At 72.4% G+C, this 21,395-nt stretch carries 17 protein-coding genes; 5 read left to right on the top strand and 12 right to left on the bottom strand.

Annotation, left to right across the window (positions count from 1 at the left end):
• Positions 1 to 15: 15 nt before the first annotated feature.
• Positions 16 to 1,098: a hypothetical protein gene (locus tag WME76_RS34255; RefSeq protein WP_437956422.1), complete on the bottom strand. Its 1,083-nt coding sequence runs from the start codon at positions 1,096 to 1,098 to the stop codon at positions 16 to 18.
• Between the two features lie 282 nt (positions 1,099 to 1,380).
• On the opposite strand from WME76_RS34255, the gene kbl reads away from it, so the two are divergent.
• On the top strand, positions 1,381 to 2,571 hold the full coding sequence (gene kbl / locus WME76_RS34250) for a glycine C-acetyltransferase (RefSeq protein WP_437956421.1): 1,191 nt from the start codon (positions 1,381 to 1,383) through the stop codon (positions 2,569 to 2,571).
• A gap of 5 nt (positions 2,572 to 2,576) precedes the next feature.
• Here kbl and WME76_RS34245 read toward each other — a convergent pair whose 3' ends face one another.
• The 4 genes from WME76_RS34245 to WME76_RS34230 form a co-directional block, all read right to left on the bottom strand.
• Positions 2,577 to 3,746: a zinc-binding dehydrogenase gene (locus WME76_RS34245; RefSeq protein ID WP_437956420.1), complete on the bottom strand. Its 1,170-nt coding sequence runs from the start codon at positions 3,744 to 3,746 to the stop codon at positions 2,577 to 2,579.
• Positions 3,747 to 3,863: 117 nt separating this feature from the next.
• Positions 3,864 to 4,541: a hypothetical protein gene (locus WME76_RS34240; RefSeq protein ID WP_437956419.1), complete on the bottom strand. Its 678-nt coding sequence runs from the start codon at positions 4,539 to 4,541 to the stop codon at positions 3,864 to 3,866.
• A gap of 182 nt (positions 4,542 to 4,723) precedes the next feature.
• On the bottom strand, positions 4,724 to 6,178 hold the full coding sequence (lepB, locus tag WME76_RS34235; RefSeq protein WP_437956418.1) for a signal peptidase I: 1,455 nt from the start codon (positions 6,176 to 6,178) through the stop codon (positions 4,724 to 4,726).
• A gap of 221 nt (positions 6,179 to 6,399) precedes the next feature.
• The gene (locus WME76_RS34230; RefSeq protein ID WP_437956417.1) at positions 6,400 to 7,473 is read right to left on the bottom strand and encodes a hypothetical protein; all 1,074 of its coding nucleotides are present in this window, start codon (positions 7,471 to 7,473) and stop codon (positions 6,400 to 6,402) included.
• Positions 7,474 to 7,580: 107 nt separating this feature from the next.
• Here WME76_RS34230 and WME76_RS34225 point away from each other — a divergent pair, with 107 nt between their 5' ends.
• The 4 genes from WME76_RS34225 to WME76_RS34210 all read left to right on the top strand — a co-directional run bounded on the left by WME76_RS34225 (position 7,581) and on the right by WME76_RS34210 (position 14,164).
• On the top strand, positions 7,581 to 8,579 hold the full coding sequence (locus tag WME76_RS34225; protein WP_437956416.1) for an NAD(P)H-dependent glycerol-3-phosphate dehydrogenase: 999 nt from the start codon (positions 7,581 to 7,583) through the stop codon (positions 8,577 to 8,579).
• Between the two features lie 83 nt (positions 8,580 to 8,662).
• On the top strand, positions 8,663 to 9,712 hold the full coding sequence (locus WME76_RS34220; protein WP_437956415.1) for a hypothetical protein: 1,050 nt from the start codon (positions 8,663 to 8,665) through the stop codon (positions 9,710 to 9,712).
• A 49-nt stretch (positions 9,713 to 9,761) separates the two neighbouring features.
• Entirely contained in the window at positions 9,762 to 11,708 is a 1,947-nt protein-coding gene (locus tag WME76_RS34215) for a sigma 54-interacting transcriptional regulator (RefSeq protein ID WP_437956414.1), read from the top strand.
• Positions 11,708 to 14,164, top strand: coding sequence for an endonuclease MutS2 (locus tag WME76_RS34210; protein WP_437956413.1), 2,457 nt, complete (start codon positions 11,708 to 11,710; stop codon positions 14,162 to 14,164). Before WME76_RS34215 ends, WME76_RS34210 begins: the two co-directional genes overlap by 1 nt.
• Positions 14,165 to 14,218: 54 nt before the next feature.
• Here WME76_RS34210 and nusB read toward each other — a convergent pair whose 3' ends face one another.
• From nusB to WME76_RS34175, 7 genes are all read right to left on the bottom strand, one after another.
• The gene (gene nusB, locus WME76_RS34205) at positions 14,219 to 14,641 is read right to left on the bottom strand and encodes a transcription antitermination factor NusB (RefSeq protein ID WP_061608535.1); all 423 of its coding nucleotides are present in this window, start codon (positions 14,639 to 14,641) and stop codon (positions 14,219 to 14,221) included.
• A gap of 16 nt (positions 14,642 to 14,657) precedes the next feature.
• A complete protein-coding gene (gene ribH, locus WME76_RS34200) occupies positions 14,658 to 15,167 on the bottom strand; it encodes a 6,7-dimethyl-8-ribityllumazine synthase (RefSeq protein ID WP_437286392.1) in 510 nt (169 codons plus the stop codon).
• Positions 15,168 to 15,271: 104 nt separating this feature from the next.
• Positions 15,272 to 16,459, bottom strand: coding sequence for a 3,4-dihydroxy-2-butanone-4-phosphate synthase (gene ribB, locus WME76_RS34195; RefSeq protein ID WP_437956412.1), 1,188 nt, complete (start codon positions 16,457 to 16,459; stop codon positions 15,272 to 15,274).
• A 37-nt stretch (positions 16,460 to 16,496) separates the two neighbouring features.
• Entirely contained in the window at positions 16,497 to 17,240 is a 744-nt protein-coding gene (locus WME76_RS34190; protein WP_437956411.1) for a riboflavin synthase, read from the bottom strand.
• A gap of 17 nt (positions 17,241 to 17,257) precedes the next feature.
• Positions 17,258 to 17,629: a PilZ domain-containing protein gene (locus WME76_RS34185; protein ID WP_061616482.1), complete on the bottom strand. Its 372-nt coding sequence runs from the start codon at positions 17,627 to 17,629 to the stop codon at positions 17,258 to 17,260.
• 6 nt (positions 17,630 to 17,635) lie between these two features.
• On the bottom strand, positions 17,636 to 20,278 hold the full coding sequence (locus WME76_RS34180; protein ID WP_437956410.1) for an Rne/Rng family ribonuclease: 2,643 nt from the start codon (positions 20,276 to 20,278) through the stop codon (positions 17,636 to 17,638).
• 468 nt (positions 20,279 to 20,746) lie between these two features.
• Positions 20,747 to 21,298, bottom strand: coding sequence for a hypothetical protein (locus tag WME76_RS34175; protein WP_437962186.1), 552 nt, complete (start codon positions 21,296 to 21,298; stop codon positions 20,747 to 20,749).
• Positions 21,299 to 21,395: the final 97 nt, after the last annotated feature.

The raw sequence follows: 21,395 nt of genomic DNA, 5'->3' as shown, positions 1-21,395 counted from the left end.
TCGCTCCTCTGCGGCTCACTGGCTGAGCAGGAACACCGAGCCCTGCTCCTGGGCTCCGTCATCGACGAACGCATCGACGAACGCGAAGACGTCGGCGGCCTTCGCCCTGTGCATGCCGCCGGGCTCGCCGTGGCCCGCCGCGCCGGTGGCCACCGTCGAGCGCGCCCCGGTCGCCACCTCGATCCGCACGACCTCCGCCGCGCCCCGGGTCGGGTCGCGCGTGAGCACGAGCAGCGCCGCGTCGTCGCGCGTGAGCGCCAGGCCGCACGGATAGCCGGCGCGGAGCCCGGTCGCGAACGGGCTCACGAAGCCGTCCTCGATCCTGAAGATGGTCGCCGCGCCGTCGGGGCTCGCGAGGGTGTCGCACACGAAGACGTCGCCCCCGCCGGCGACCGCGACGCCGCTCGGATCGACGAGCGGGCTCCCCGTCGCGATCGCGGAGGCCTCGCCGCCGCGCGCCGGCAGGGCGAACACGCCGGGCTGGCCGCCCTCGCGATCGCGCCCGGAGAACACGAGCTGCTCCTCGCCGTCCGCGCCGCGGACCACCTCGAGGCCCCGCGCGCGGAGCCCCTCGCCGCCGCGGACGGGCGCGAGGGCGCCGCCGGGCAGGTCGATCGCGAAGAGGGCGCCGGCGTCGTCGAGCGCCGAGCTGCCCGCGCCCGGATCGGCCACGAAGAGGCGGCCGCCGTCCGCGCTCGCCGCGATCCCGAGCGGCGCGACAAGCGGCGGGCCGGCCGCGATCTCGGCCGCGCTCGCCCCGCCGCGCGCGCTGACCCGGAAGACGCCGGCCCTGCCGCCCGCGTCGACGCCGGTGAAGTACACGTACGCCGCGCGCGCGTCCGGCGTCGCGTCGAGCGCGATCGCCGGGGCGAGGGGCGTGATCGCATAGGCAGCGTCGCCCCCCGCGCCGCCCCCGCCGCCCGTCGTCCCGCCCGCCGCGGCGGCGCCGCCCGTCCCGCTGGCGGAGGTCGCGGTCACGGTCTGTCCAGGCGCCTCCTTCGCGCGGCTGCAACCCGGGTTGCCCGCGGCGGCCGCGAGCGACGCGACAGCGCACAGCACACCGGCGCTCCGCCGGAAGTCGCCCCTGGCTTCCGTCATGCCTGCTCCTCCCCGGCGGCGCTCGCGCGGCCCCGCGGCTCGCTCGCTGGCCGCGCCGGATGAGCCGAGCGCGCGCGCTGCGCCGGACGCGACCCGTTGTGCCATGGCCCTCCCGGATCGAGTAGGCCGCGGCCGCGCCTCGCGCGAAGAAAGCCGCGCGCACCCTGCCTCCCGTGTCCGGCGGAGCCCGCCGGCGCTCGGGCCCTGGACCAGCGCCGCACGGCAGGGCCGGAAGACCTTCCCCCGTCGACCCGCCGACAACCCCGTTTTATAAAGACATCCATGTTCGATGTCGCTCGGTCACTGTACGCACGGGCGCTGGAGGACATCCGCGCGGCGGGTCTCTACAAGGAAGAGCGGATCCTCGCGACGCCGCAGGGGCCCGCGATCCGGACCGAGGGCGGCGCCGAGGTCCTCAACTTCTGCGCGAACAACTACCTCGGCCTCTCGTCCAACCTGGTCGTCATCGCCGCCGCGAAGGAGGCGATCGACTCGCACGGCTTCGGCCTCTCGAGCGTCCGGTTCATCTGCGGCACGCAGGACCTGCACCGGCGGCTGGAGTCCAGGATCGCCCGCTTCTTCGGCACCGAGGACGCGATCCTCTATTCGTCCTGCTTCGACGCGAACGGCGGTCTGTTCGAGACGCTCCTCGGCGAGGAGGACGCCGTCATCTCGGACGCGCTCAACCACGCCTCGATCATCGACGGCATCCGCCTGTGCAAGGCCGAGCGGCACCGTTACCCGAACGGGGACATGGCCGCGCTCGAGGGCATCCTCCGCAAGACGTCCGGCAAGCGGCTCCGGCTCATCGCCACCGACGGCGTGTTCTCGATGGATGGCTACCTGGCGAAGCTCGACACCATCTGCGATCTCGCCGACAAGTACCGCGCGATGGTGATGGTCGACGACTCGCACGCGACCGGGTTCATCGGCCCGACGGGGCGCGGGACCGCGGAGCTCTGCGGGGTCATGCACCGGGTCGACGTGATCACCTCCACCCTCGGCAAGGCGCTCGGCGGGGCGAGCGGCGGCTTCACGACCGGCCGGCAGGAGATCGTCGACCTGCTCCGGCAGCGATCGAGGCCGTACCTGTTCTCCAACACCCTCGCCCCCGCGATCGCCGGCGCCTCGATCGCCGTGTTCGACCTCATCGACGCCGAGCCCTCGCTGCGCGAGCGGGTGATGGAGAACGCGCGCCGGTTCCGGCAGGGGATGACGCAGGCCGGGTTCACCATCAAGCCGGGCATCCACCCGATCGTGCCGATCATGCTGGGCGAGGCGCGGCTCGCGGGCGACATGGCGAAGGCGCTGCTCGCCGAGGGCATCTACGTGATCGGCTTCTCGTACCCCGTCGTGCCGAAGGGCGAGGCCCGCATCCGGGTCCAGCTCTCCGCCGCGCACGAGCCCGCGCACGTCGATCAGGCGATCGACGCCTTCCGCAAGGTCGGCCGGCAGCTCGGCGTCGTCGGCTGATCGGATCAGTACCGGATGATCACCTTCGGGTGGCTCGAGATCGCCTCCTGGAAGGTCGCCGGATCGTAGTCCTCGAAGTCGAACACCGTCCCCTGGCCCCGGTTCAGGATGACCTCCCAGATGAGGTCGTGGATGTTCGGGTCGCGCGACTCGAGCAGGTGGCGCGTGATGTGCCACGTCTCGAAGATGCGGCGGCCGATCACGCTGTGCAGGCTGATGCCGTCCACGATGAGGCGATCGAAGTTCTCGATCACCGCGTCGCCGCTCTTCAGGCCGAAGAGGATGACGTCGCCCCCGCGCCGCGCCGCGTGGATCGCGTTGTTGACGCTGCTGTTCACGCCGCTCATCTCGAGCACCACGTCGACGCCGACGCCGTCGGTCAGCTTCCGCACGCGCTCCGTCAGCTCGGGATCGCTCGCGTGGGGCCGCTCGGGGCTCGTCTGGTGCGGGCGCAGGACGACGTCGGCGCCCAGGCGGCGGGCCATCTCGGCGTTCCGCTCCGCCGGCTCGACGCCGATGATGTAGATGGCCCCCATCGCGCGCGCGATCGCGACCGCGAACAGGCCGATGGTGCCGCAGCCGAAGATGGCCACGCGCTTGCCGCGCAGGTTCACCTTGGTGCACGCGTGCACGGCGTTGCCGAACGGCTCCTGCACCGCGGCGACCTCGGGCCGGATCCGGGCGATGTCGGTGCGCCACAGGTTCTTCGCGGGCAGCTTCACGAGCTCGGCGAAGCAGCCGTCCTCGCTGATCCCGATGATCTTGTCGTCGGCGCACACGTGGGTGTCGCCGACGCGGCACTGGTAGCAGGCGCCGCAGGCGATGTGGCTCTCGGTCGAGACGATGTCGCCGATCTCCAGCCCGAAGGTCCGGCGCGCGTCGGTCCCGAGATCGACGACGCGGCCGAGCAGCTCGTGGCCGATCGTGCGCGTCACCTTCCGGTCGCGATCGAGCGACTTGAAGATCATGTCCTTGAAGGCGCTGCGGAACCAGATGCCGCGATCGGAGCCGCAGAACCCCGTCATGATCGGCTTGACGAGGACGCTCGCGCGGTCGTGGTAGTCCTTGGCCTCGTTGATGGCCGGGCGCTCGACCTCATCCCTGGACAGCCCGACGGTGGACTCCCACGGTTGCTTCTCGCGGTTGTACGTCAGCGCCCACATCGCGTCGCTCATGCACCTGGCTCCTGTTCGGGGTTCGAGGCGCACCGAGCTGCCGCACGGGCGCCTCAGGCGCGTGTAGCGTGGCGCGTGAACGGGCGAGCGCCCATCAGAAAATTGCGCTCCCGCTGCTCACTTCTTCTCCAGCAGCTTCTTCAGATCGATCTTTCGCCGCCCCGTACCGCCGTCCGCCGCGCCCGCGTCGGCGCCTGCGCCCGTGCCGGTCGTCCCCGCGTCGGCGCCAGCGCCCGTGCCGGTCGTCCCCGCGTCAGCGCCAGCGCCCGTGCCGGTCGTCCCCGCGTCGGCGCCTGCGCCCGTGCCGGTCGTCCCCGCGTCGGCGCCGGTCGCGGCCGGGGCGCCCGCGTCGCCGGTCTTGGGTGCAGGGGTCGCCTGACGCGCCTCGGCGTCGGTCGCGAGCGTCGCGCGGCTGTCGTTGGTCTTGAGCTCGATCCACCCCAGCGTGGGCTGGCCTCCGCTCTGGAAGGCGACGAGCATCCAGTCCTGGTAGCTCGCCTTGAGGTCGACGATCGCGCCGTTGTCGAGCCGCGCGAGCTCCTTCGACTTGGCGTCCGCCGCCTGGTAGACGGCGAACTGCTGCAGCAGGCGGCGGCGCCCCGGCTGGGGCTCCATGGTCGGGTACGTGGCCACGTACCCCGCGAGATCCTGCGTGGCCGGCTCCACCGGCGGGGGCGCCGAGGCCGAAGCCGACGCCGCTGCGCTCGTCGGCGAGGCTTCCTCCCTGCTGCACCCCGCTCCGGCGAGCAAGCTGCCCGCGAGCACCAGGCTCCACATCTCGACCGTACGTGCCATCGTCTCCTCCGTCGCCTCGGGCCGGGGGACTCGCTACGTCGACCGCGAGGCGAGGGCACCGTACACGAGCGCCACGGGGAGCGCACCCCGCGTGCGTGCTGGCCAACACAGGCTGCAGCGCAGCCGGTCCGCGCATGGCGAGCTGATCAGCACACGGCGTCGGTCAGCGCAGGGCGCGCCAGTCAGCGCTTCGACGACGCGCGCGCGGGCGCCGGCGGCGGGGTCGTCTCGGAGACGGGCGGCCGCTCGCGCAGGCACTTGTCGAGGCCTTCCTGCAGGGCCGCCTCGTGGGCGCCGGGGAGTTTCGGGCGGCCCATCACGTTCACGAAGAGCCGATCGTGCGCGAAGCCGCCGCCCGGCCCGAGGCTCATCCACACGAACATCGCGCGCCCCTTGATGTTCTCGAAGGGCACGCCGGCGCCGAGCTTGCCGCGCCACTCGCGCGAGTCGTGGCTGTTGTCGCGGTTGTCGCCCATCACCCACACCTCGTCGTTGGCCACCTTGAAGGGGCCGCGAGGCACGCCGCACACGCCGCCGCGACAGCTCAGGCCCGGCGTGCAGTCCTCGCTGTCGACGCACATCGTCTTGTCGGGGTTCGTGTCGTAGAGCGTGAAGTACGACCTGTCCCCGAGGTACTCGAGGAACAGCTCGGCCTGGCGCCCCTCGTAGCGGTACGGGCCGACGTGACAGTGGGGGGCGAGCCAGCCGTTGAGGATCGGCCGGCCGTTGATCACCTCCAGCGTGTCGCCCGGGACGGCGATCACCCGCTTGATGAAGTCCTGCTCCTTGTTCTCGGGGAACTTGAACACCATCACGTCGCCGCGCGCCGGCGGCAGGCGGGAGAAGAGGCGCTGGTCGGTCCAGGGGATGAGCGGACCGTAGGTGAACTTGCTGACGAAGATGTGGTCGCCGACCATCAGGGTCGGGATCATCGAGCCGCTCGGGATCTTGAACGCCTCGACGACGAAGGCGCGCAGGATGAGCGCCACCGCGACGGCGATGCCGATCGACTCCGCGTACTCGCGCATCTCGCCCTTGCGCCAGCGGCCGAGGTGCTCGCCGACCACGCGATCGGCGCGGCTGTGGGCGGCGTCGAACTCGTCGGCGTCGAACGTCTCGGCGCTCATCGCGCGCTCGAGCGCCGCGATCGCCTGCGTCACCTGCTCGCGCTCGCCGCTCGTCAGCTCCCGCTCGACCTCGCGCTTGCGGCCGCGCAGGATCCGGTGGGCCTCCTCGAGGAGCGCGGCGGCGTCCTCGAAGCGGGCGCGCGCCTTCGGCGGGATGTCCCGGCGGCCGCCGACGCCGATCGCCGACGCGAACGGCAGATCGTGGCGGAACCGCCAGAGGATCATCGCGAAGATCGTGAAGAGCACGATGCCCGCCGGGATCTGCTGCTCGCCGACGAACACGCGGAGCGGCTGGGTGCTGTCGCCCGGGGACGACGGCGTGAGCAGCCAGACGTTCAGGACCGCGAGCGCGAAGGGCACGAGGCAGATCCACACGAGGTGGAACAGGAAGCGCAGCAGTCGACCCTCCCTGCCTCCCGGCGGAGGAGCGCTGCCGGCCGAGCGCGGGTCCGCTCCGCCGGCCGGCTTGGCCGCGCTGACGCGGGGCTCCGGGGTCGCGCTCCCCCTCATCGAGGGTCTGAACTCCGAGCTCGAGGGCCGATTGGCCGCGACCGACGGTACGCTCTGGGGTTGATCATCGGGGCGCGGCGGCAAGAGAGAGCTTATGTATACGTCGACCCCCGCCGCGGCAAGTGCGCAGGCGCGGGGGCCGATCCGCCGTCCGTCGCCGGCATCCACGTTGTCCGCGCAGTCCGCGCGGCGTCGTCACGGCGCGTCCCCGACGCCGGCCGTCACGGCGCGTCCCCGATCTCGACGGCGTAGCTCACGAGGGCGGCCCGGTCGTCGCGGGCGTATGTCGTCGGCTGCGTCCGCCCAGCGGCGCTCGTGTTGTCGATGACCAGGTAGTACTGCCCCTCGGGCAGCGGCACCGTCCGCCGCCACGGGGCGCCCGAGTACACCGGCTCGTCCAGGAGCGGCGCCGCCACGAGCGGCGCCGGCGCGGGCTGCGTCAGGTACGCCTGGAGCCACGGCTCCCCGCTGCCTCGCGGCACGACGATCACGTCCACGCCCGGCGCTCCATCGACGGCGATCGTGAGCGTCATCGCCTCGCCGCTGCCCGTGATCTCCAGCGGGCCGATGTAGTCGCGCTGGTCCTGGTGCACCTCGGTCCGCTCGTTCGCCAGGAGCAGCTTGCCGTTGTCGCGGCGCTGGTAGGGGGCGCGGGGCCGCTGGCCCTTCTCGACGATGCCGAGCCCGAACTGCGCCGCGCCGTCGTCGTCGCGGATCACCGTGAAGCCGCGGGCGAGCTCGGTCTTCACGAGCTGCGCGCCGAGCGCGTTCGCGTACGCGCTGCCCTGCGCGAGCGACACCCCGCCGAGCGAGATCGCGGCGGGCTGCTCGATGAGCCTGGTCGTGAAGCTCGCGGCCGTGGTCGAGCGCTGACGGAAGTACACGTACATCGTGTCTCCATCCATCAGGAAGTCGTGCTCGTACTCGACCGCGGCGCTCGCGTCGAAGCTCATGCGCTTCGTCAGGTTCGTCCAGATGACGCCGCTCCCTCCGAACTGGAGGAAGAGGTTCCCGTTCGCGAGCTCCTGGGCGACGCACGAGCCCGGGTAGAACCGGCCCGTCACCGGGTCGTCGTCGCGGAGGCGCAGCGGCACGCTCCGCTTCCGCATCTCGCTGCAGAGCTGGCTCGTCGCGAAGGACAGGATGGCCCTGCGGAGGGACAGGTTGCCCGGATCGTTGACGACGCCCGGCATGACGCCGAGCGCGCCCTGGCCGCACGCGCCGCACACCGTCCCGATCAGGGAGAGGCAGAGCGCGAGGCCGAGCGCGCGCAGCGCGACGGTGCGGAAGAGCATGGGCGCAGCATAATCGAAACACCGGCGGATCGAGCGGCGCGCCGCGTCGCGCCGCGCGGGGCACGTCGCTTTCGGTCCGGCGCGCCGGTGGTGGTAGGGTCGCCGCCATGGCGAACGTCGCGGTGATCGGGGCCGGCGCGTGGGGCACGGCGCTGGCGAAGCTGCTGGCGGACAAGGGCAACCCCACCGCGCTGTGGGCGCACCAGGGGGAGCTCGCCGACCGGATCGGCGCCGAGCGGCAGAACCACCGGTACCTGCCGGGCGTCGAGCTGCCCGCGAGCCTGCGCGCGACGAGCGATCTCGAGGACGCGCTCCGCGGCGCGGAGCTCGCGCTCGTCGTCGTGCCATCGCACGCGCTGCGCGAGGTGGTCCGCGAGGCCGGCCCTCACATCCCGCGCGACGCGCTCGTCTGCAGCGCGACGAAGGGGATCGAGAACGACTCGCTGATGCTGATGAGCGAGGTGCTCGTCGACGAGCTCGGTCGCGACGCCGAGCCGCGGCTCACGTACCTGTCGGGCCCGAGCTTCGCGCGGGAGGTCGCGGCCGGTCAGCCGACCACGGTCGTGGTGGCGGGCAGGAGCGAGCGGGAGACGCACGCGGTGCAGCGGATGCTCGCGACCGATCGCTTCCGGGTCTACTCGTCCGATGACGTCGTGGGCGTGGAGGTGGGCGGCGCCCTCAAGAACGTCGTCGCCATCGCGGCCGGCATCTGCGACGGCCTCGGCCTTGGCCACAACGCGCGCGCCGGGCTCATCACGCGCGGGCTCGCGGAGATGGCCCGCATGGCGGCGGCCAAGGGCGCGAACCTGCTCACGCTGGCGGGGCTCTCCGGGATGGGCGACCTCGTGCTCACGTGCACGGGCGAGCTGTCGCGCAACCGCACCGTCGGGATCGAGATGGGCAGGGGACGGAAGCTCGACGAGATCCTCGCGGGCCTCGGCCACGTCGCCGAGGGGGTGAAGACGGCGAAGAGCGCGTACGAGCTCGCGAACCAGCTGGGCGTGAGCGCGCCGATCGCGGTCGAGGTGTACCGGATGCTCTACGAGGGAAAGCCGCCGCAGCAGGCCGTGGTCGACCTGATGACCCGCGCCCTGACGAAGGAGTGAGGCGCGGAGCCCGCTCGCGGGAAGGCGCTTTCTCGCGCGGCGCGCGCGCCGCGCCTTTCGCGAGCGTGTAGAGTGGCGGCGCGATGAACACACGACCTCTCGTGAGTCTCCTCTCCGCGTTCCTCGTGTCGAGCGTCGGCTGGACAGCCTCGGCCCAGTACGGCGCGCCGCCCTACGGCGGCCAGCCCGGCGGCGCGTACGGGGCTCCATACGGCCAGCCTCCCGGCCCGTACGGCGGCTACGCGTACCCGCAGCAGAAAGCGCAGCCCAAATCGACGCCGCTCGAGGTCGGCTACCTCTACGCCACGTCCGTGGCTTACGGCGTCGGGACCGGCATCTGGTTCGACGCGCTCGTCGGCATCGACGACCCCGGCGTGCAGTTCATCGCGCCCGCCGTCCTCGGCGTGGCGGCGCCCGTGGGCGTCTACTTCCTCGACTCGCCGCCGATGCCGCGCGGCCTGCCCTCCGCGATCGCCACGGGCATGGTGATCGGCGCGGGCGAGGGGCTCGGCATCGCCTCTTACCAGTACGTCTCCGCGCGGGAGGGCAAGGAGTGGGGCTTCCTCGGGCTCGCGACCGCCGAGGTGATCGGCTCCACCGTCGGCGGCGCGGCGGGCCTCGGGTTTTACTACCTGCTCCGGCCGAAGCCGCAGACCAACATGTTCCTCGCCTCGGCCGCGGTGTGGGGCTCGCTCATCGGCAGCGAGTTCGGGGCCGCCGCCAGCAATGGAAGCTGGAGAGAGTCGAACGACAGCGTCTCGCTCGGCGGCCTGATCGGGTTCAACGTCGCGACCGCGGGCGCGGTCGGCCTGTCCATCGCCTGGACGCCCTCGTGGAACCAGCTCGCGTGGATGTGGGGCGGCCTCGGCATCGGCACGGTCGTGTCGTTGCCCATCTACCTCGCGTACATCGGCAGCGATCACGACCCGCGCCGCGGCCTCATCGCCCAGGGCGCGGCGGGCACCCTCGGCCTCGTGGCCGGCGCCCTGTTCCTCGGCTCACCGGACCGCAGCGGCGAGCTCGCCGCGGACGAGGAGGACCGCGGCCGCCCCGCGTTCGCGCGCGTGCTCGGCGGAAGCCTCGTACCCTACCGCGGCGGCATGGGCGCGGTCGTCCTCGGAGAGCTCTGGTAGCCGCGGCGCGCCGGGCAACACGGCTGCGTGGGGCCGCGGCGCGCCTGCTATGCTCCTCTCGATGCCGACCCTGAAGTATTTTGTCTCCGAGGGCGCGCCACGCCTGTACAGCGTCCACAAGCCCGTCACGACGATCGGCAAGGCGCTCGGAAACGACGTCGCGGTCACGGGGGCCGGGGTGCTGGAGCATCACGCGCAGATCGTGTTCGACGGTCGCGATTTCGTGCTCGAGGAGTGCGAGCGCGACGGCGAGATCGCGATCAACGGCAAGAAGAAGCGGCGCGCCCGCCTGGTGCACGGCGACCGGCTCCAGCTCGGCGCGGTCGAGATCGGGTTCTCGATGTTCGCCGAGGCGCCGACCGCCCAGGAGCGGCTCCCGGCGGGCGACGACGGGGCGGAGCGGCCCGCGTCGCCGCAGGTCTCCTCGGAGCTCGCCGGCGTCCGCAAGCTGTTCGCCTTCAGCGAGAAGCTCATCAACCGGCGCAGCGTCGACGAGCTCCTCGAGGCGATGCTCGACGACGTCATCGAGCTGACCCACGCCGACAAGGGGTTCCTGCTGCTCCTGGAGGGCGCGGAGGCGGCGGCCGACACGGCGGTGCGCGGCGGCACCCTGGCCGCGCCGACGGCGGGCGGCGACCGCAAGCTCGCGGTGCGCGCGTCGCGCAACGTCCGCAAGGAGGCGATCACCGACGCGGCCGGGGGCATCTCGGACAGCATCGTGCGGCAGGTGATCGCCTCGGGCCGCCCCGTCATCGTCTCCGACGCGCTCGCCGACACGCTGTTCGGCCGGAGCGACAGCGTCATCGCGATGAAGCTCTCCAGCGTGATGTGCGCGCCGCTGCTGTCGCAGGGCCAGATCATCGGCGCGCTCTACGTCGGCAACGACAAGATCAAGCACCTCTTCGACCGCGCCCAGCTCGATCTGCTCAGCATCTTCGCGTCGCAGGCCTCGCTCATCCTCCAGAACGCGATGCTCCTGAACGCCCTCCGGGCCGACAAGGCGAAGCTCGTCGCCGAGCTGCACGACAAGAAATTCGGCGAGATCATCGGCGCTTGTCCGTCGATGGTCGAGGTGTTCCGCAAGCTCCAGAAGGTCGCGGCGACCGACATCAGCGTGCTCATCACCGGCGAGACGGGCACCGGCAAGGAGCTCATCGCGCGGGAGCTGCACCGGCGCAGCCAGCGCGAGGGCGGCCCCTTCATCACCATCAACTGCGGCGCGATCCCCGAGAACCTCATCGAGAGCGAGCTCTTCGGCCACGTGAAGGGCGCCTTCACCGGCGCCATCGCGAGCCGCCCGGGCAAATTCCAGATCGCCGACAAGGGCACGCTGTTCCTCGACGAGATCGGCGAGCTCCCGCTGAACCTCCAGGTGAAGCTCCTCCGCGCGCTCCAGGAGCGGGTCGTCTTCCGCGTCGGCGACTCGAAGCCCGAGAAGGTCGACATCCGCATCGTCGCGGCCACGAACCGGAACCTCGAGGAGGAGATCCGCACCGGCAACTTCCGGGAGGACCTCTACTACCGCCTCAACGTCGTGAACCTGTGGCTCCCGCCGCTCCGCGACCGGGGCGACGACGTGCTGATCATCGCCAAGGTGCTGCTCTCGAAGTACGCGGATGAGCTCGGCAGCGCCGTGCGCGGCTTCAGCCCGGCCGCGCTCGCCGCCATCAAGAAGTACTCCTGGCCGGGCAACATCCGGCAGCTCGAGAACCGCATCAAGAAGGCGCTGGTCCTCTGCGATCAGGCGCTCCTCGCCGCGGAGGACCTCGACCTCGGCCCCGGCGCCGAGACGGCCATCATGCCGCTCGAGAAGGCGAAGGAGGAGTTCCAGCGGCGTTACGTGCTCGAGGCGCTCGAGCGCAACAACGGCAACCGCACGCAGACGGCCCGCGACCTCGGCGTCGACCCGCGCACCATCTTCCGCTACCTCGAGAAGGAGCAGAACCCGATGCCGAGCGGGGCCGGCGGCGTGGCCCGCGATCCGACCGAAGCGTGATGGACTACAACCCCCAAGGGCCCTTCGCAGACCCCTGTCCGACCAAGACCCGCGCCGATCTGGAGTGGGACCGCATCCTCGAGGCGCTCGCCGAGCGCTGCGCGTCGCGCGCCGGCAAGCGGCTCGCCCGGGCCCTGCCGTTCGCGTCCACGCGCGCCGAGGCGCTCACCATGCTCGCGGAGGTGCGCGAGGCGTTCGAGCTCGCCCGGGCGGGGGAGCCGCTGCCGTCGCGCGACGTCGCCGAGCTCGAGGACGCGCTCGACCGGGCGCGCATCGGCGCCTCGCTCGCGAACGAGGAGCTCCGCGCCGTGCTCGGCCTGCTCGAGGCCGCGCGCACCTCGCGCCAGTACCTGCAGGGCCGGCGGCAGATCGCGCCCACGCTCTTCGCCGCGTGCGCCACCAACCCGGAGCTCGACGCCGTCGCGCGCGAGCTCGCGGCGGCCTTCGATCCGGACGGCTCGCTCTCGGATCGCGCCTCGCCCCGCCTCGAGGCGCTCCGCGCCGAGCGGCGCGCCGTGCGCGATCGGCTCGTCCGCCGCCTCGAGGACCTGATCCAGAAGCACGAGGACATCCTCCAGGACCGCTACTGGACCGAGCGCGACGGGCGCTACGTGCTCCCGGTGCGCTCCGACGCGCACGAGCGCTTCCCCGGCATCGTCCACGCGACCAGCGCGAGCGGCGCCACCGTGTTCGTCGAGCCCCGGGTGCTCGTCGAGACGGGCAACCGGATGAAGATGGTCGACGCCGAGGTCGCGCGCGAGGAGCAGGCCATCTACGCGGCGCTCACCGCCCGCGTCGCCGAGGACATCGAGAGCGTCGCGGCCGCCGCTCGCGCGCTGGCGCACGCCGACGTGCGGGCCGCCGCCGCGCGCCTCGCGCGGGACCTCGATCTCACCTTCCCGGACGTCCCCGAGGACGCCTTCGCCGATCGCGGCGCCTCGGACGGCGCGCCGCGACCGACCTCGATCGTCCTCAACGGCGGCCGCCACCCGCTCCTCGCGCTCGACGGCGTGAAGGTGGTCCCGAGCGACCTCGCGATGAGCGCGGGCCGCGCGATGATCGTCTCCGGCCCGAACGCCGGCGGCAAGACGGTGGCCCTGAAGACGCTCGGCCTCGCGGCGCTGATGGTCCGCGCCGGCCTGCCGATCGCCGCGCGCGAGGGCTCGCGCGTCGCGCTCTTCGACGTCGTGCTGACCGACGTCGGCGACGAGCAGAACCTCCACAAGAACCTGTCGACCTTCAGCGCCCACGTGCAGAACCTGGGGCAGATCCTCGGCGAGACGCGCCCCGGCGCCCTCGTCCTGCTCGACGAGCTCGCCGGCGGCACCGACCCGCGCGAGGGCGAGGCGCTCGCCGCGGCCGTGCTCGACTCGCTCTGCGCGCGCGGCGGCACCGTCGTCTGCACCACGCACTACGAGGGCCTCAAGGCGCTCGCGCTCGGCGACCCGCGCTTCGAGAACGCCTCGGTCGGCTTCGATCTCGCCACCATGGCCCCGACCTTCCGGCTCGTGATCGGCGTGCCCGGCGCCTCGAGCGCGCTCGCCGTCGCGCGGCGCTTCGGCATCCCCGGCGCCGTGCTCGAGCGGGCCGAGCGCTTCCTCACGAAGGAGGCGGTCACCTTCGAGCAGATGGTCGAGAAGCTCTCCGCCGAGCGCCGCGCGCTCGAGCTCGCGCGCGAGGACGCCGAACGCGAGGCGGCCGCCGCCCGCGCGAAGCGGCGGGAGCTCGACGGCGAGATCGGGCGGCTCCGGGAGAAGGAGCGCGGCGTGATCACGCGCGAGGGCGAGGCGCTGCTCGCGAGCCTCCGGCGCGCGCGCGAGGACCTCAAGGCGGCGCAGTCGCGCCTGCGCGGCAAGCCCACCGAGGAGGACGTGCGGGCGGCCGCGCGCGTCATGGACGCGGTGGGGCAGAAGACGTCGATCGGCGGCGAGCTCGAGCTGCGCCCGAAGGACGAGCCGCCGGCGCGCCCGGCCGTCGATCCGGCCGCGATCCGCGTCGGCAGCCGCGTCTACGTGCCCCGCCTGCGGGCCGAGGCCGAGGTGGTCGAGGTCCTCTCGGGCGGCCAGCTCCGGGTCGCCGCCGGCGCGCTCAAGCTCACGACCTCGATCGCCGAGCTGCGCGGCACCGGCGCGCCGCCGCCCGCCGCGGCGCCGCCGCAGCGCCGCGTCGACCTCGACGCCGCGGCCGATCCGGACGTCCCGATCCAGACGGCGGACAACACCGTCGATCTCCGCGGCCTGCGCGCGCACGAGGCGGTCGCGATGGCCGAGCAGTTCCTCGACCGCTCGCTCGGCGCGGGCCGCAGGGTCACGTTCTTCGTCCACGGGCACGGCACGGGCGCGCTGCGCGACGCCGTCCGCGAGGCGCTGCGCGCGAGCCCCTACGTGGCGCGCCTCCGCCCGGGCGGCCCCAGCGAGGGCGGCGACGGCGTCACGGTCGCGTGGCTGAAGTGGTGAGCGCGAGCGCCGCGTGGTGAGCGCGCGCGCTGCGCGCGGCGGCGCTCAGCGCGCTCAGCGATCCCGATCGACGCGGCCGAGGTTCTCGGCGACCCGGTCGAGCACGCCGTTCACGAAGGCGCCGCTCTCCTCGCTGCCGTAGCGCTTCGCGAGCTCCACCGCCTCGTCGAGGATGACCGCGCGCGGCACCTCCGGGTGGTTCATGAGCTCCCACGCGCCGAGCCGGAGGACGTTCCGGTCGACGCGCGCCATCCGCTCGAGGCGCCAGTTCGTGCTCGCCTTGCGGATCGCCTCGTCCACGGCCGCGAGGTCCTTCGCGACGCCGAGCACCACCTCGTCCGCGTAGGCGCGCCCCTCCGGGTCACCCGGCGTCTCGCGCCAGAACGTCGCGACCACGCGCGGCGCCGAGTTCCCGCCAGCTTCCACCGCGAACAGCATCTGCAAGGCCGCTTCGCGGCCGGTCGAGCGCGCACCCATCTCTCACAACCTTCGTCTACAGGCCAGCAGCGTCCAGCGACGCGCCGAGCGCGAGCATCTCGATCGCGCTGACGGCGGCCTCCCACCCCTTATTGCCATGCTTCGTGCCCGCCCGCTCGACCGCCTGCTCGATCGAGTCGGTCGTCAGGACCCCGAACGTGACCGGCACCCCGGTCTGGAGCGACACGGTCGCGATCCCCTTCGTGACCTCGGCCGCCACGTAGTCGAAATGGGGCGTCGAGCCCCGGATCACGGCGCCCAGCGTGATGATCGCGTCGACGCTCTTCTTGTGCGCGATCCTCCCCACGATGGTGGGCATCTCCCACGCGCCCGGGACGCGCACGATCGACGTCCGCTCCAGCGCGCCGCCGTGCCGCGCGATGGCGTCGAGCGCGCCCTCGACCAGGCGGTCGACGATGAAGTGGTTGAAGCGGCTCGCCACGACCGCGAAGCGCGCCCCCGGCGGGACCACCAGGTTGCCCTCGATCACCCTCGCCTGTGCCTGCCCGACCGCCTGCTCTGCCATCCGCCGTTCCTCTCTCCTGCCGCGCGGGGTGCGCGGTCGCTGCGCCCGCGATCGCGTGCGAGCGTATTTCTACATGCGCACGCGCGCGCCTGCGCGCCCGCGCGTCAGGCCTCGCCCTTCATCGAGACGAGCGGCACCCGCTCGGCCACGGTGAGCCCGAACCCGGTGATCCCCGCGATCTTCGGCTGGCTGTTCGTGAGCAGCCGGATCTGGTGCACGCCGAGGTCCGCCAGGACCTGCGCGCCGAGGCCGAACTCCCGCAGCGTCCACGGCTGCTGCGTCTTCACCACGGGGCTGCTGTCGTCGGCGCCCTGGCCCCTCAGCAGCTCCAGCTCGCGGCCCAGGTCCCCTCGCGAGGGGATGTACACGACCACGCCGACGCCGGCGCTCTCGATCGCGAGGAGCGCCTCGCGCAGGTTCGTGCCGCCGTCGAAGGGCGTCGAGCTGAAGAGGTCCGCGATGGTCGAGCCCGAGTGCACGCGGCAGAGGATGGGCTCCTGCGTTGCGACGGCGCCCCTCGTCAGCGCGAGGAACTGCCTCGGCTCGTTGATGACCTCGTAGACATAGGCGGTCCACTCCGTGCCCGTGAGGTCGAGGCGCAGCGGCCGCTCGCTCACGCGGCGGACCAGCCGCTCGGTCTGGAGCCGGTACTGGATGAGGTCCGCGACCGTCACGACCAGCAGGCCGTGCTTCGCGGCGAACACCTCGAGGTCCGGCATGCGGGCCATGCTGCCGTCGTCGTTCATGATCTCGCAGATCACGCCCGCGGGCCGCAGCCCGGCGAGCCGCGCGAGGTCCACGGACCCCTCGGTCTGCCCCGTCCGCACGAGCACGCCCCCGCGGCGCGCCTTCAGCGGGAAGACGTGCCCCGGCGTGACGAGATCCTCGGGCCTCGCGTCGCGCGCGCTCGCGACCCGGATCGTGTGCGCCCGATCGGCGGCGCTGATCCCGGTCGTCACCCCGGTGCGCGCCTCGATGCTCACGGTGAAGGCGGTGCCGAGCGGCGGACCGTTCCGGCCTGGCGCCGACATCATCGGCAGCTCGAGGCGCGCGACCTGCTCCTCGTCCAGGGCGAGGCAGATGAGGCCGCGCCCGTGCATCGCCATGAAGTTGATCGCCTCGGGGGTCACCGCCTCCGCCGCCATGCAGAGGTCGCCCTCGTTCTCGCGATCCTCGTCGTCGACGAGGATCACCATCTTGCCCGCGCGGATGTGGTCCAGCGCGGTGTTGACCCGATCGAGCACCGCCTTGTCGATGGTCAGCCGGTGAGGCATCGGACCCCCGGAGGTCATGTCCTGGTCGAGCTTGCCGCTCGAGGCTGACAGAGCCTCACCAGAATCCCCCCGCGCGCAGCTTTGCGAGGAGTCGTTCGTCGTGATCCGCATTCTCTCCCGTATTTCCACGCTCGCCGTCGCGCTGGACCGGAGCGTCGCCGTCGCGCGTCTCCGTGCTGGAGAGGCTCCGCAGGCCAGCGAGCGACGCGACCTCGAGCGTTCGCGCCACGTAGCGCGCGAGCACGTCAACTTCAAGGTTGACGGTCGCGCCCGGACGGAGCTCGCCGAGGAGCGTCCGCTCGATGGTGTGCGGGACCAGCATCACCTCGAACCACGTCTCCGCAGAGCTCGCCGTGGACACGGCGTTGAGCGTGAGGCTCGCGCCGTCGATGGCGATCGAGCCCTTGGGCGCCAGGAACCGCGCGAGCTCGGCCGGCGCGCTCACCGCGAGGCGGATCGCGTCGCCCGATCGCGACTGCTCCTTCACGCGGCCGAGCCCGTCGACGTGCCCCAGGACCACGTGCCCGCCCATGCGCGCGCCGAGCGGCGTCGCCCGCTCGAGGTGGACGCGCGCGCCGACCTGCAGCGCGCCGAGCGTGGTGCGGCCGAGGGTCTCCGAGGACATGTCGCACTCGAAGCCGCCGGGCGCGATGCGGTCGACGGTGAGGCAGGCGCCGTTGACGCTCACGGACTCGCCGAGCGTCAGCGGCCCGAGGCTCGCCTCGATGAGCGCGCGGGCCACGGGGCCGCCGCTGCGGCGGCGGAGGACCCCGATCGTCTCGACAAGCCCGGTGAACATCGCCGAAGCCCCTCTGCCTAGTCCTTCGGGGCGCGGTGACCCTGGCTGGTCAGGAGCTTGTCGATGAGCCCTTGCGAGTAGCTCGACAGCTCGGTGAAGACGACCCCCATCCCCTGCGGATCGTCGTGCACGCGCACGACCTCGCCGACGCCCTCGATCGTCTCGATGTCATCCATGATCACGGTGAACCTGAGGTTCACCTTCGTCCCGACGGCGAGCGGCGTCTTCGACCGCACGAACACGCCGGTCCGCGAGATGTTCGTCACGTACTCGTTGATGAACGCGTCATACGACTCGAACTCCTTGTTGATGGTGACGCGCTCTTCCTTGCGTCCCGTCTTCAACGACTCGCCTTCGCTGCTCTCCGGAGAACCCTGATCGTCCGCCATGGCGCCTTACCTGCCTTGCAGATCGAACTGCTCGAGGTGGTACTCCTTCCGGGGTACGAGATCGATCCGGCGCTGGAACAGCCGCTCCGCCTCTTGCACGGCGATGCGCTCGTCGTTCTTCAGGAGGTCGATCACCGCCGGATGCGCGTTCACCACGACCGAGTAGCCGGGCAGGTTCATCCGCTCGCGCCGTATCTGCCTCAGGATCTCGTAGGCGACGGTCTGCTTCGACTGTAGCTGGCCCGTCCCGTCGCAGTAGAAGCACGGCTCGAGGATCGTGCGCCCGAGGCTCTCGCGCGTGCGCTTCCGGGTCATCTCGATCAGGCCCAGATCGGAGATCCGGTTCAGCGTGGTCTTCGCCTTGTCCCTGCCGAGCAGCTCCTCGAGGCGGCGCCGCACCTTCTCCCGGTTCTGGGCGCGCTCCATGTCGATGAGGTCGAGGATGATCAGCCCGCCGATGTTGCGGAAGCGGAGCTGATAGGCGATCTCCTCGACCGCCTCCAGGTTCGTGGTCAGGATCGTCTCCTCGAGATCCTTCGAGCCCTTGCCGACGAACCGGCCCGTGTTCACGTCGATCGCGGTGAGCGCCTCGGCCTGATCGATGATCAGGTGGCCGCCCGACGGGAGCGGGACCTTCCGCGACAGCGCGCGCTGGATCTCGTCCTCGATCCCGTACGCGTCGAAGATCGGCTCCGTCCCCTCGTAGAGCTCCACCGCGTCGGCGCGCTCGGGCATGAACATCTCGACGAAGCGCCGCAGGCGGATGTACTCCTCGCGGTCGTCGATCACGATCTTCTCGATGTCGTCGGTGAAGAGGTCGCGCGCGGTCTTCAGCACGAGATCGAGCTCGGTGTAGAGCACCGCCGGCGCCCTCACGCCGCTCTCGCGCTTCTTCGCCACCTCGCCCCAGAGGCGCACGAGGTAGCCGACGTCGGCCTTGAGCTGCTTCTTCGTGAGGCCCTCGGCGAGGGTGCGCACGATGAGCCCGCCCTGCGGGGGCTTCATCGCCTCGATCGCGTCCCGCAGCCGGGAGCGCTCCTTCTCCGAGCCGATGCGCTTGGAGATCCCGATGTGATCGACCGTCGGGAGGTACACGACGTAGCGGCCGGGCAGCGAGATGTGGCTCGTGACCCGGGCGCCCTTCGTCCCGATCGGCTCCTTCGAGATCTGGACGATGACCTCCTGCCCTTCGCGGACGACCTCGCGGATCGGCGTCGACTTGGAGATGCGCGGCGGCTCGTTCTGCCAGTTGCGCGAGCCCTGCTGGCCGCGCGCGGCGCCCTTGCCCTTGCCTTCCCGCGGCTGCTCGCGCCCGCGCTCTCGCGCCCGCTGGTCGCGCCCGCCCCGGTCGCGCCCCTCGCGCCCGCCCTGCTGCCCTCGTCCGCCCCGGTCGCGCCCTTCGCGCGGCGCCTCGCGGCCCTCGCGCGGCGTCTCGCGGGCTTCACGCCCTTCGCGCGGCGCCTCGCGGGCTTCACGCCCTTCGCGCGGCTCGCGGCCTTGGCGCGGCTCGCGGCCCTCGCGCGGCGTCTCGCGTGCTTCCGCGGGAGCCGCCCCCTCGGGCGCGGCGCTGCCGTCTTCCAGGTTGGCGCGCCGATCGCGCGTCCGCCCCGACCGGCGCACCCGCGCGTCCCGCCGCCCGCGCGTGCGCCCGCTGCGCGCCCGCGCCGCCGGCGGCACCTCGTCGCCCGCCGCGTCCGCCGCGGCGGCGCCCTCGGCGGCGACGGCGTGCGCGGCAGGCTGGTCCGGCGTGCTTCCCGCCAGCGTCTCCGTCGCGTCGCTGGCCGCGGCGTCGCTCGGCGCCTCCGGGCGCTCGGCGGCGGCGCTCCACACGTCGGCCGCTCCTTCCGGCTGCGGGGAGGCCGGCTCGACGTCGTAGGCGGGCGCGTCGAGCTCGTCGTCCTCCTCGGAGCTCGCTTCGTCCGCCCCCGCCTCGTCGGCGCTCGCCTCGTCGACGTCGCTGCCTCCGCCGGGCGCGACGAGCTCCTCGTCGTCGTCGTCCTCTGCGCTGTCCTGCTCGGGCTCGCCGTCGATCTCCGGCTCCGGGATGTCGTCGGCCTCATCGAGCGCCACCATCGAGCCCACGCCGGTGAACGCCTGCCCGGAGGGGCTCTCGAGCACGTCGAGCGCCGTGGGCAGGTCGATCGGGACGTCGCTGGTCTCTTCGAGCGAGCCGTCCGCCCCGAGCGCGCCCTCGGCTTCGAGCCCTTCCTCGGCGCCGAAGTCGGCGCCTTCGTGCGCCTCGTGGTGTTCGGCGGCCGCGCCGGGGCTCTCGGGCGCGGCCTCCGCGCCGGCGAGCTCGTGCACCTCGCTTTCTTCGGGCCCGGGCGCCTCGCTGGCGCGCGCGGCGCGACCTCGCGAGGAGGCGCGTTCCTCCTCCGCGGGGCGGCGGTGCCCGGCCAGGTACGCCTCGAAGTCGTCGGGCCGGATGAGATCCTCGACGTGCAGGAAGGCTGCTCGCTCGAGCCCCACGTCGATGAACGCGGCCTGCATCCCGGGCAAAACGCGGCTGACCTTGCCGAGGTAGATGTTTCCGAGCGTCCCCTTGGAGCTCTCCCGCTCGAGATGCAGCTCAGCGATGATCCCGTTTTCGATCAGCGCGACGCGTGTCTCGCGGATGTCCACATTGATGACGAGAAGGTTCTTTCCCATGTCGGATGCCGCACATCGGCGGCGCCGCCAAGCGTTACCACGGGTTGCCCGGGCCATGAAGGCGCAACGCGGCGCGCGCTGCGCGATTGAGGGTGCGGGGCCGGAGGTCGACGAGCCGGGCCGGCCGGCACCTCGTGAGCTACCTCGCGCGTTTCGCCGCGCCGCCCCGAGGAACGGCCGCGCCTGGGCCGGGGTCACCCCGGGGGCGGCCCGTGTCGCGGCGGGGCAGGGTGGGGCAGGGACGAGGCGCCTCCGTGGAGCCTCTGGAGCTCGCTGCGGAGCCCCCGGCGGTGCCCGGCGACCTGCACGGGCACCGCCGAGCGTGCGCCCCCCGGGTGCAGCCACAGCAGATCCCGCGGGGGTAGCGGAGCCCGGACGACAGCCGTCCTGGCAGGGAGCGCACAAAGCGCCGGAGGGGGCGACGCTCCGTCGCCCCCTCCAGGCATGACCTGCGGTGAGCTCAGCGCCTCACTGCTGGCACAGCGGCTCATCGGCCGCACCGCAGCTCTCGGCGCACTCCTGGCAGACAGTGCACTTGGCGATGGCGTCGTAGGCTTCGACAGCATCCGCGTTCGCGGTGCGGCACTCTTCGGTGCACGCGGCCGGATCGCTGTCCTCGGAGCAGCCATCGAGGCAGCTCGCCAGCTTGAAACAGGGGCCATCCTTGTCCTTCACGCAGGCATCGATGATCTCTTTGCAAGGCCCGGTGGCGGCGCACTTGTAGCAGCCCGTATACGTGTCGCGGCCGCAGGTATCCTCGGTGTCTTCACAGGTCGGGGTCCCGGTCGAGGAAGAGCTCGTGGTGCTCGCGCCACCTTCGCCGCCGTTGCCGCCGTTGCCGCCGCCGTTGCCGCCGTTGCCGCCGCCGTTGCCGCCGTCGCCGCCGGAGCTGGTGCTCCCGCTGCTGGTGGTGGAGCCGTTGCTCGGCGGGTCGGTGCTGTTGTCACCGCATGCCACGAGGGCGCAACCGGAAACCAAAAACGCAGCGAATACCCAAGATTTCATGCTCAATACCTCCACAGAACCCAACCGACCCTTCATTCGTCTACTCGGCGCCCCCCAACGCTCGGCGTGCCCGCCAAACCACCCGCTTTCCTGCGCCGGCCCCCGGGTGCAC

Origin of the sequence: Sorangium sp. So ce119, from assembly GCF_051524405.1 — a bacterium.
Lineage (GTDB): Bacteria > Myxococcota_A > Polyangia > Polyangiales > Polyangiaceae > Sorangium > Sorangium cellulosum_G.
This window is presented reverse-complemented; position numbering and strand designations above follow the sequence as displayed.

What these genes read in the sequence shown, in the direction of transcription:
- WME76_RS34255 (WP_437956422.1), bottom strand. Translation starts at nt 1,098, where the DNA reads ATGACGGAAGCCAGGGGCGACTTCCGGCGGAGCGCCGGTGTGCTGTGC.
- kbl (WP_437956421.1), top strand. Translation starts at nt 1,381, where the DNA reads ATGTTCGATGTCGCTCGGTCACTGTACGCACGGGCGCTGGAGGACATC.
- WME76_RS34245 (WP_437956420.1), bottom strand. Translation starts at nt 3,746, where the DNA reads ATGAGCGACGCGATGTGGGCGCTGACGTACAACCGCGAGAAGCAACCG.
- WME76_RS34240 (WP_437956419.1), bottom strand. Translation starts at nt 4,541, where the DNA reads ATGGCACGTACGGTCGAGATGTGGAGCCTGGTGCTCGCGGGCAGCTTG.
- lepB (WP_437956418.1), bottom strand. Translation starts at nt 6,178, where the DNA reads ATGAGGGGGAGCGCGACCCCGGAGCCCCGCGTCAGCGCGGCCAAGCCG.
- WME76_RS34230 (WP_437956417.1), bottom strand. Translation starts at nt 7,473, where the DNA reads ATGCTCTTCCGCACCGTCGCGCTGCGCGCGCTCGGCCTCGCGCTCTGC.
- WME76_RS34225 (WP_437956416.1), top strand. Translation starts at nt 7,581, where the DNA reads ATGGCGAACGTCGCGGTGATCGGGGCCGGCGCGTGGGGCACGGCGCTG.
- WME76_RS34220 (WP_437956415.1), top strand. Translation starts at nt 8,663, where the DNA reads ATGAACACACGACCTCTCGTGAGTCTCCTCTCCGCGTTCCTCGTGTCG.
- WME76_RS34215 (WP_437956414.1), top strand. Translation starts at nt 9,762, where the DNA reads ATGCTCCTCTCGATGCCGACCCTGAAGTATTTTGTCTCCGAGGGCGCG.
- WME76_RS34210 (WP_437956413.1), top strand. Translation starts at nt 11,708, where the DNA reads ATGGACTACAACCCCCAAGGGCCCTTCGCAGACCCCTGTCCGACCAAG.
- nusB (WP_061608535.1), bottom strand. Translation starts at nt 14,641, where the DNA reads ATGGGTGCGCGCTCGACCGGCCGCGAAGCGGCCTTGCAGATGCTGTTC.
- ribH (WP_437286392.1), bottom strand. Translation starts at nt 15,167, where the DNA reads ATGGCAGAGCAGGCGGTCGGGCAGGCACAGGCGAGGGTGATCGAGGGC.
- ribB (WP_437956412.1), bottom strand. Translation starts at nt 16,459, where the DNA reads ATGACCTCCGGGGGTCCGATGCCTCACCGGCTGACCATCGACAAGGCG.
- WME76_RS34190 (WP_437956411.1), bottom strand. Translation starts at nt 17,240, where the DNA reads ATGTTCACCGGGCTTGTCGAGACGATCGGGGTCCTCCGCCGCCGCAGC.
- WME76_RS34185 (WP_061616482.1), bottom strand. Translation starts at nt 17,629, where the DNA reads ATGGCGGACGATCAGGGTTCTCCGGAGAGCAGCGAAGGCGAGTCGTTG.
- WME76_RS34180 (WP_437956410.1), bottom strand. Translation starts at nt 20,278, where the DNA reads ATGGGAAAGAACCTTCTCGTCATCAATGTGGACATCCGCGAGACACGC.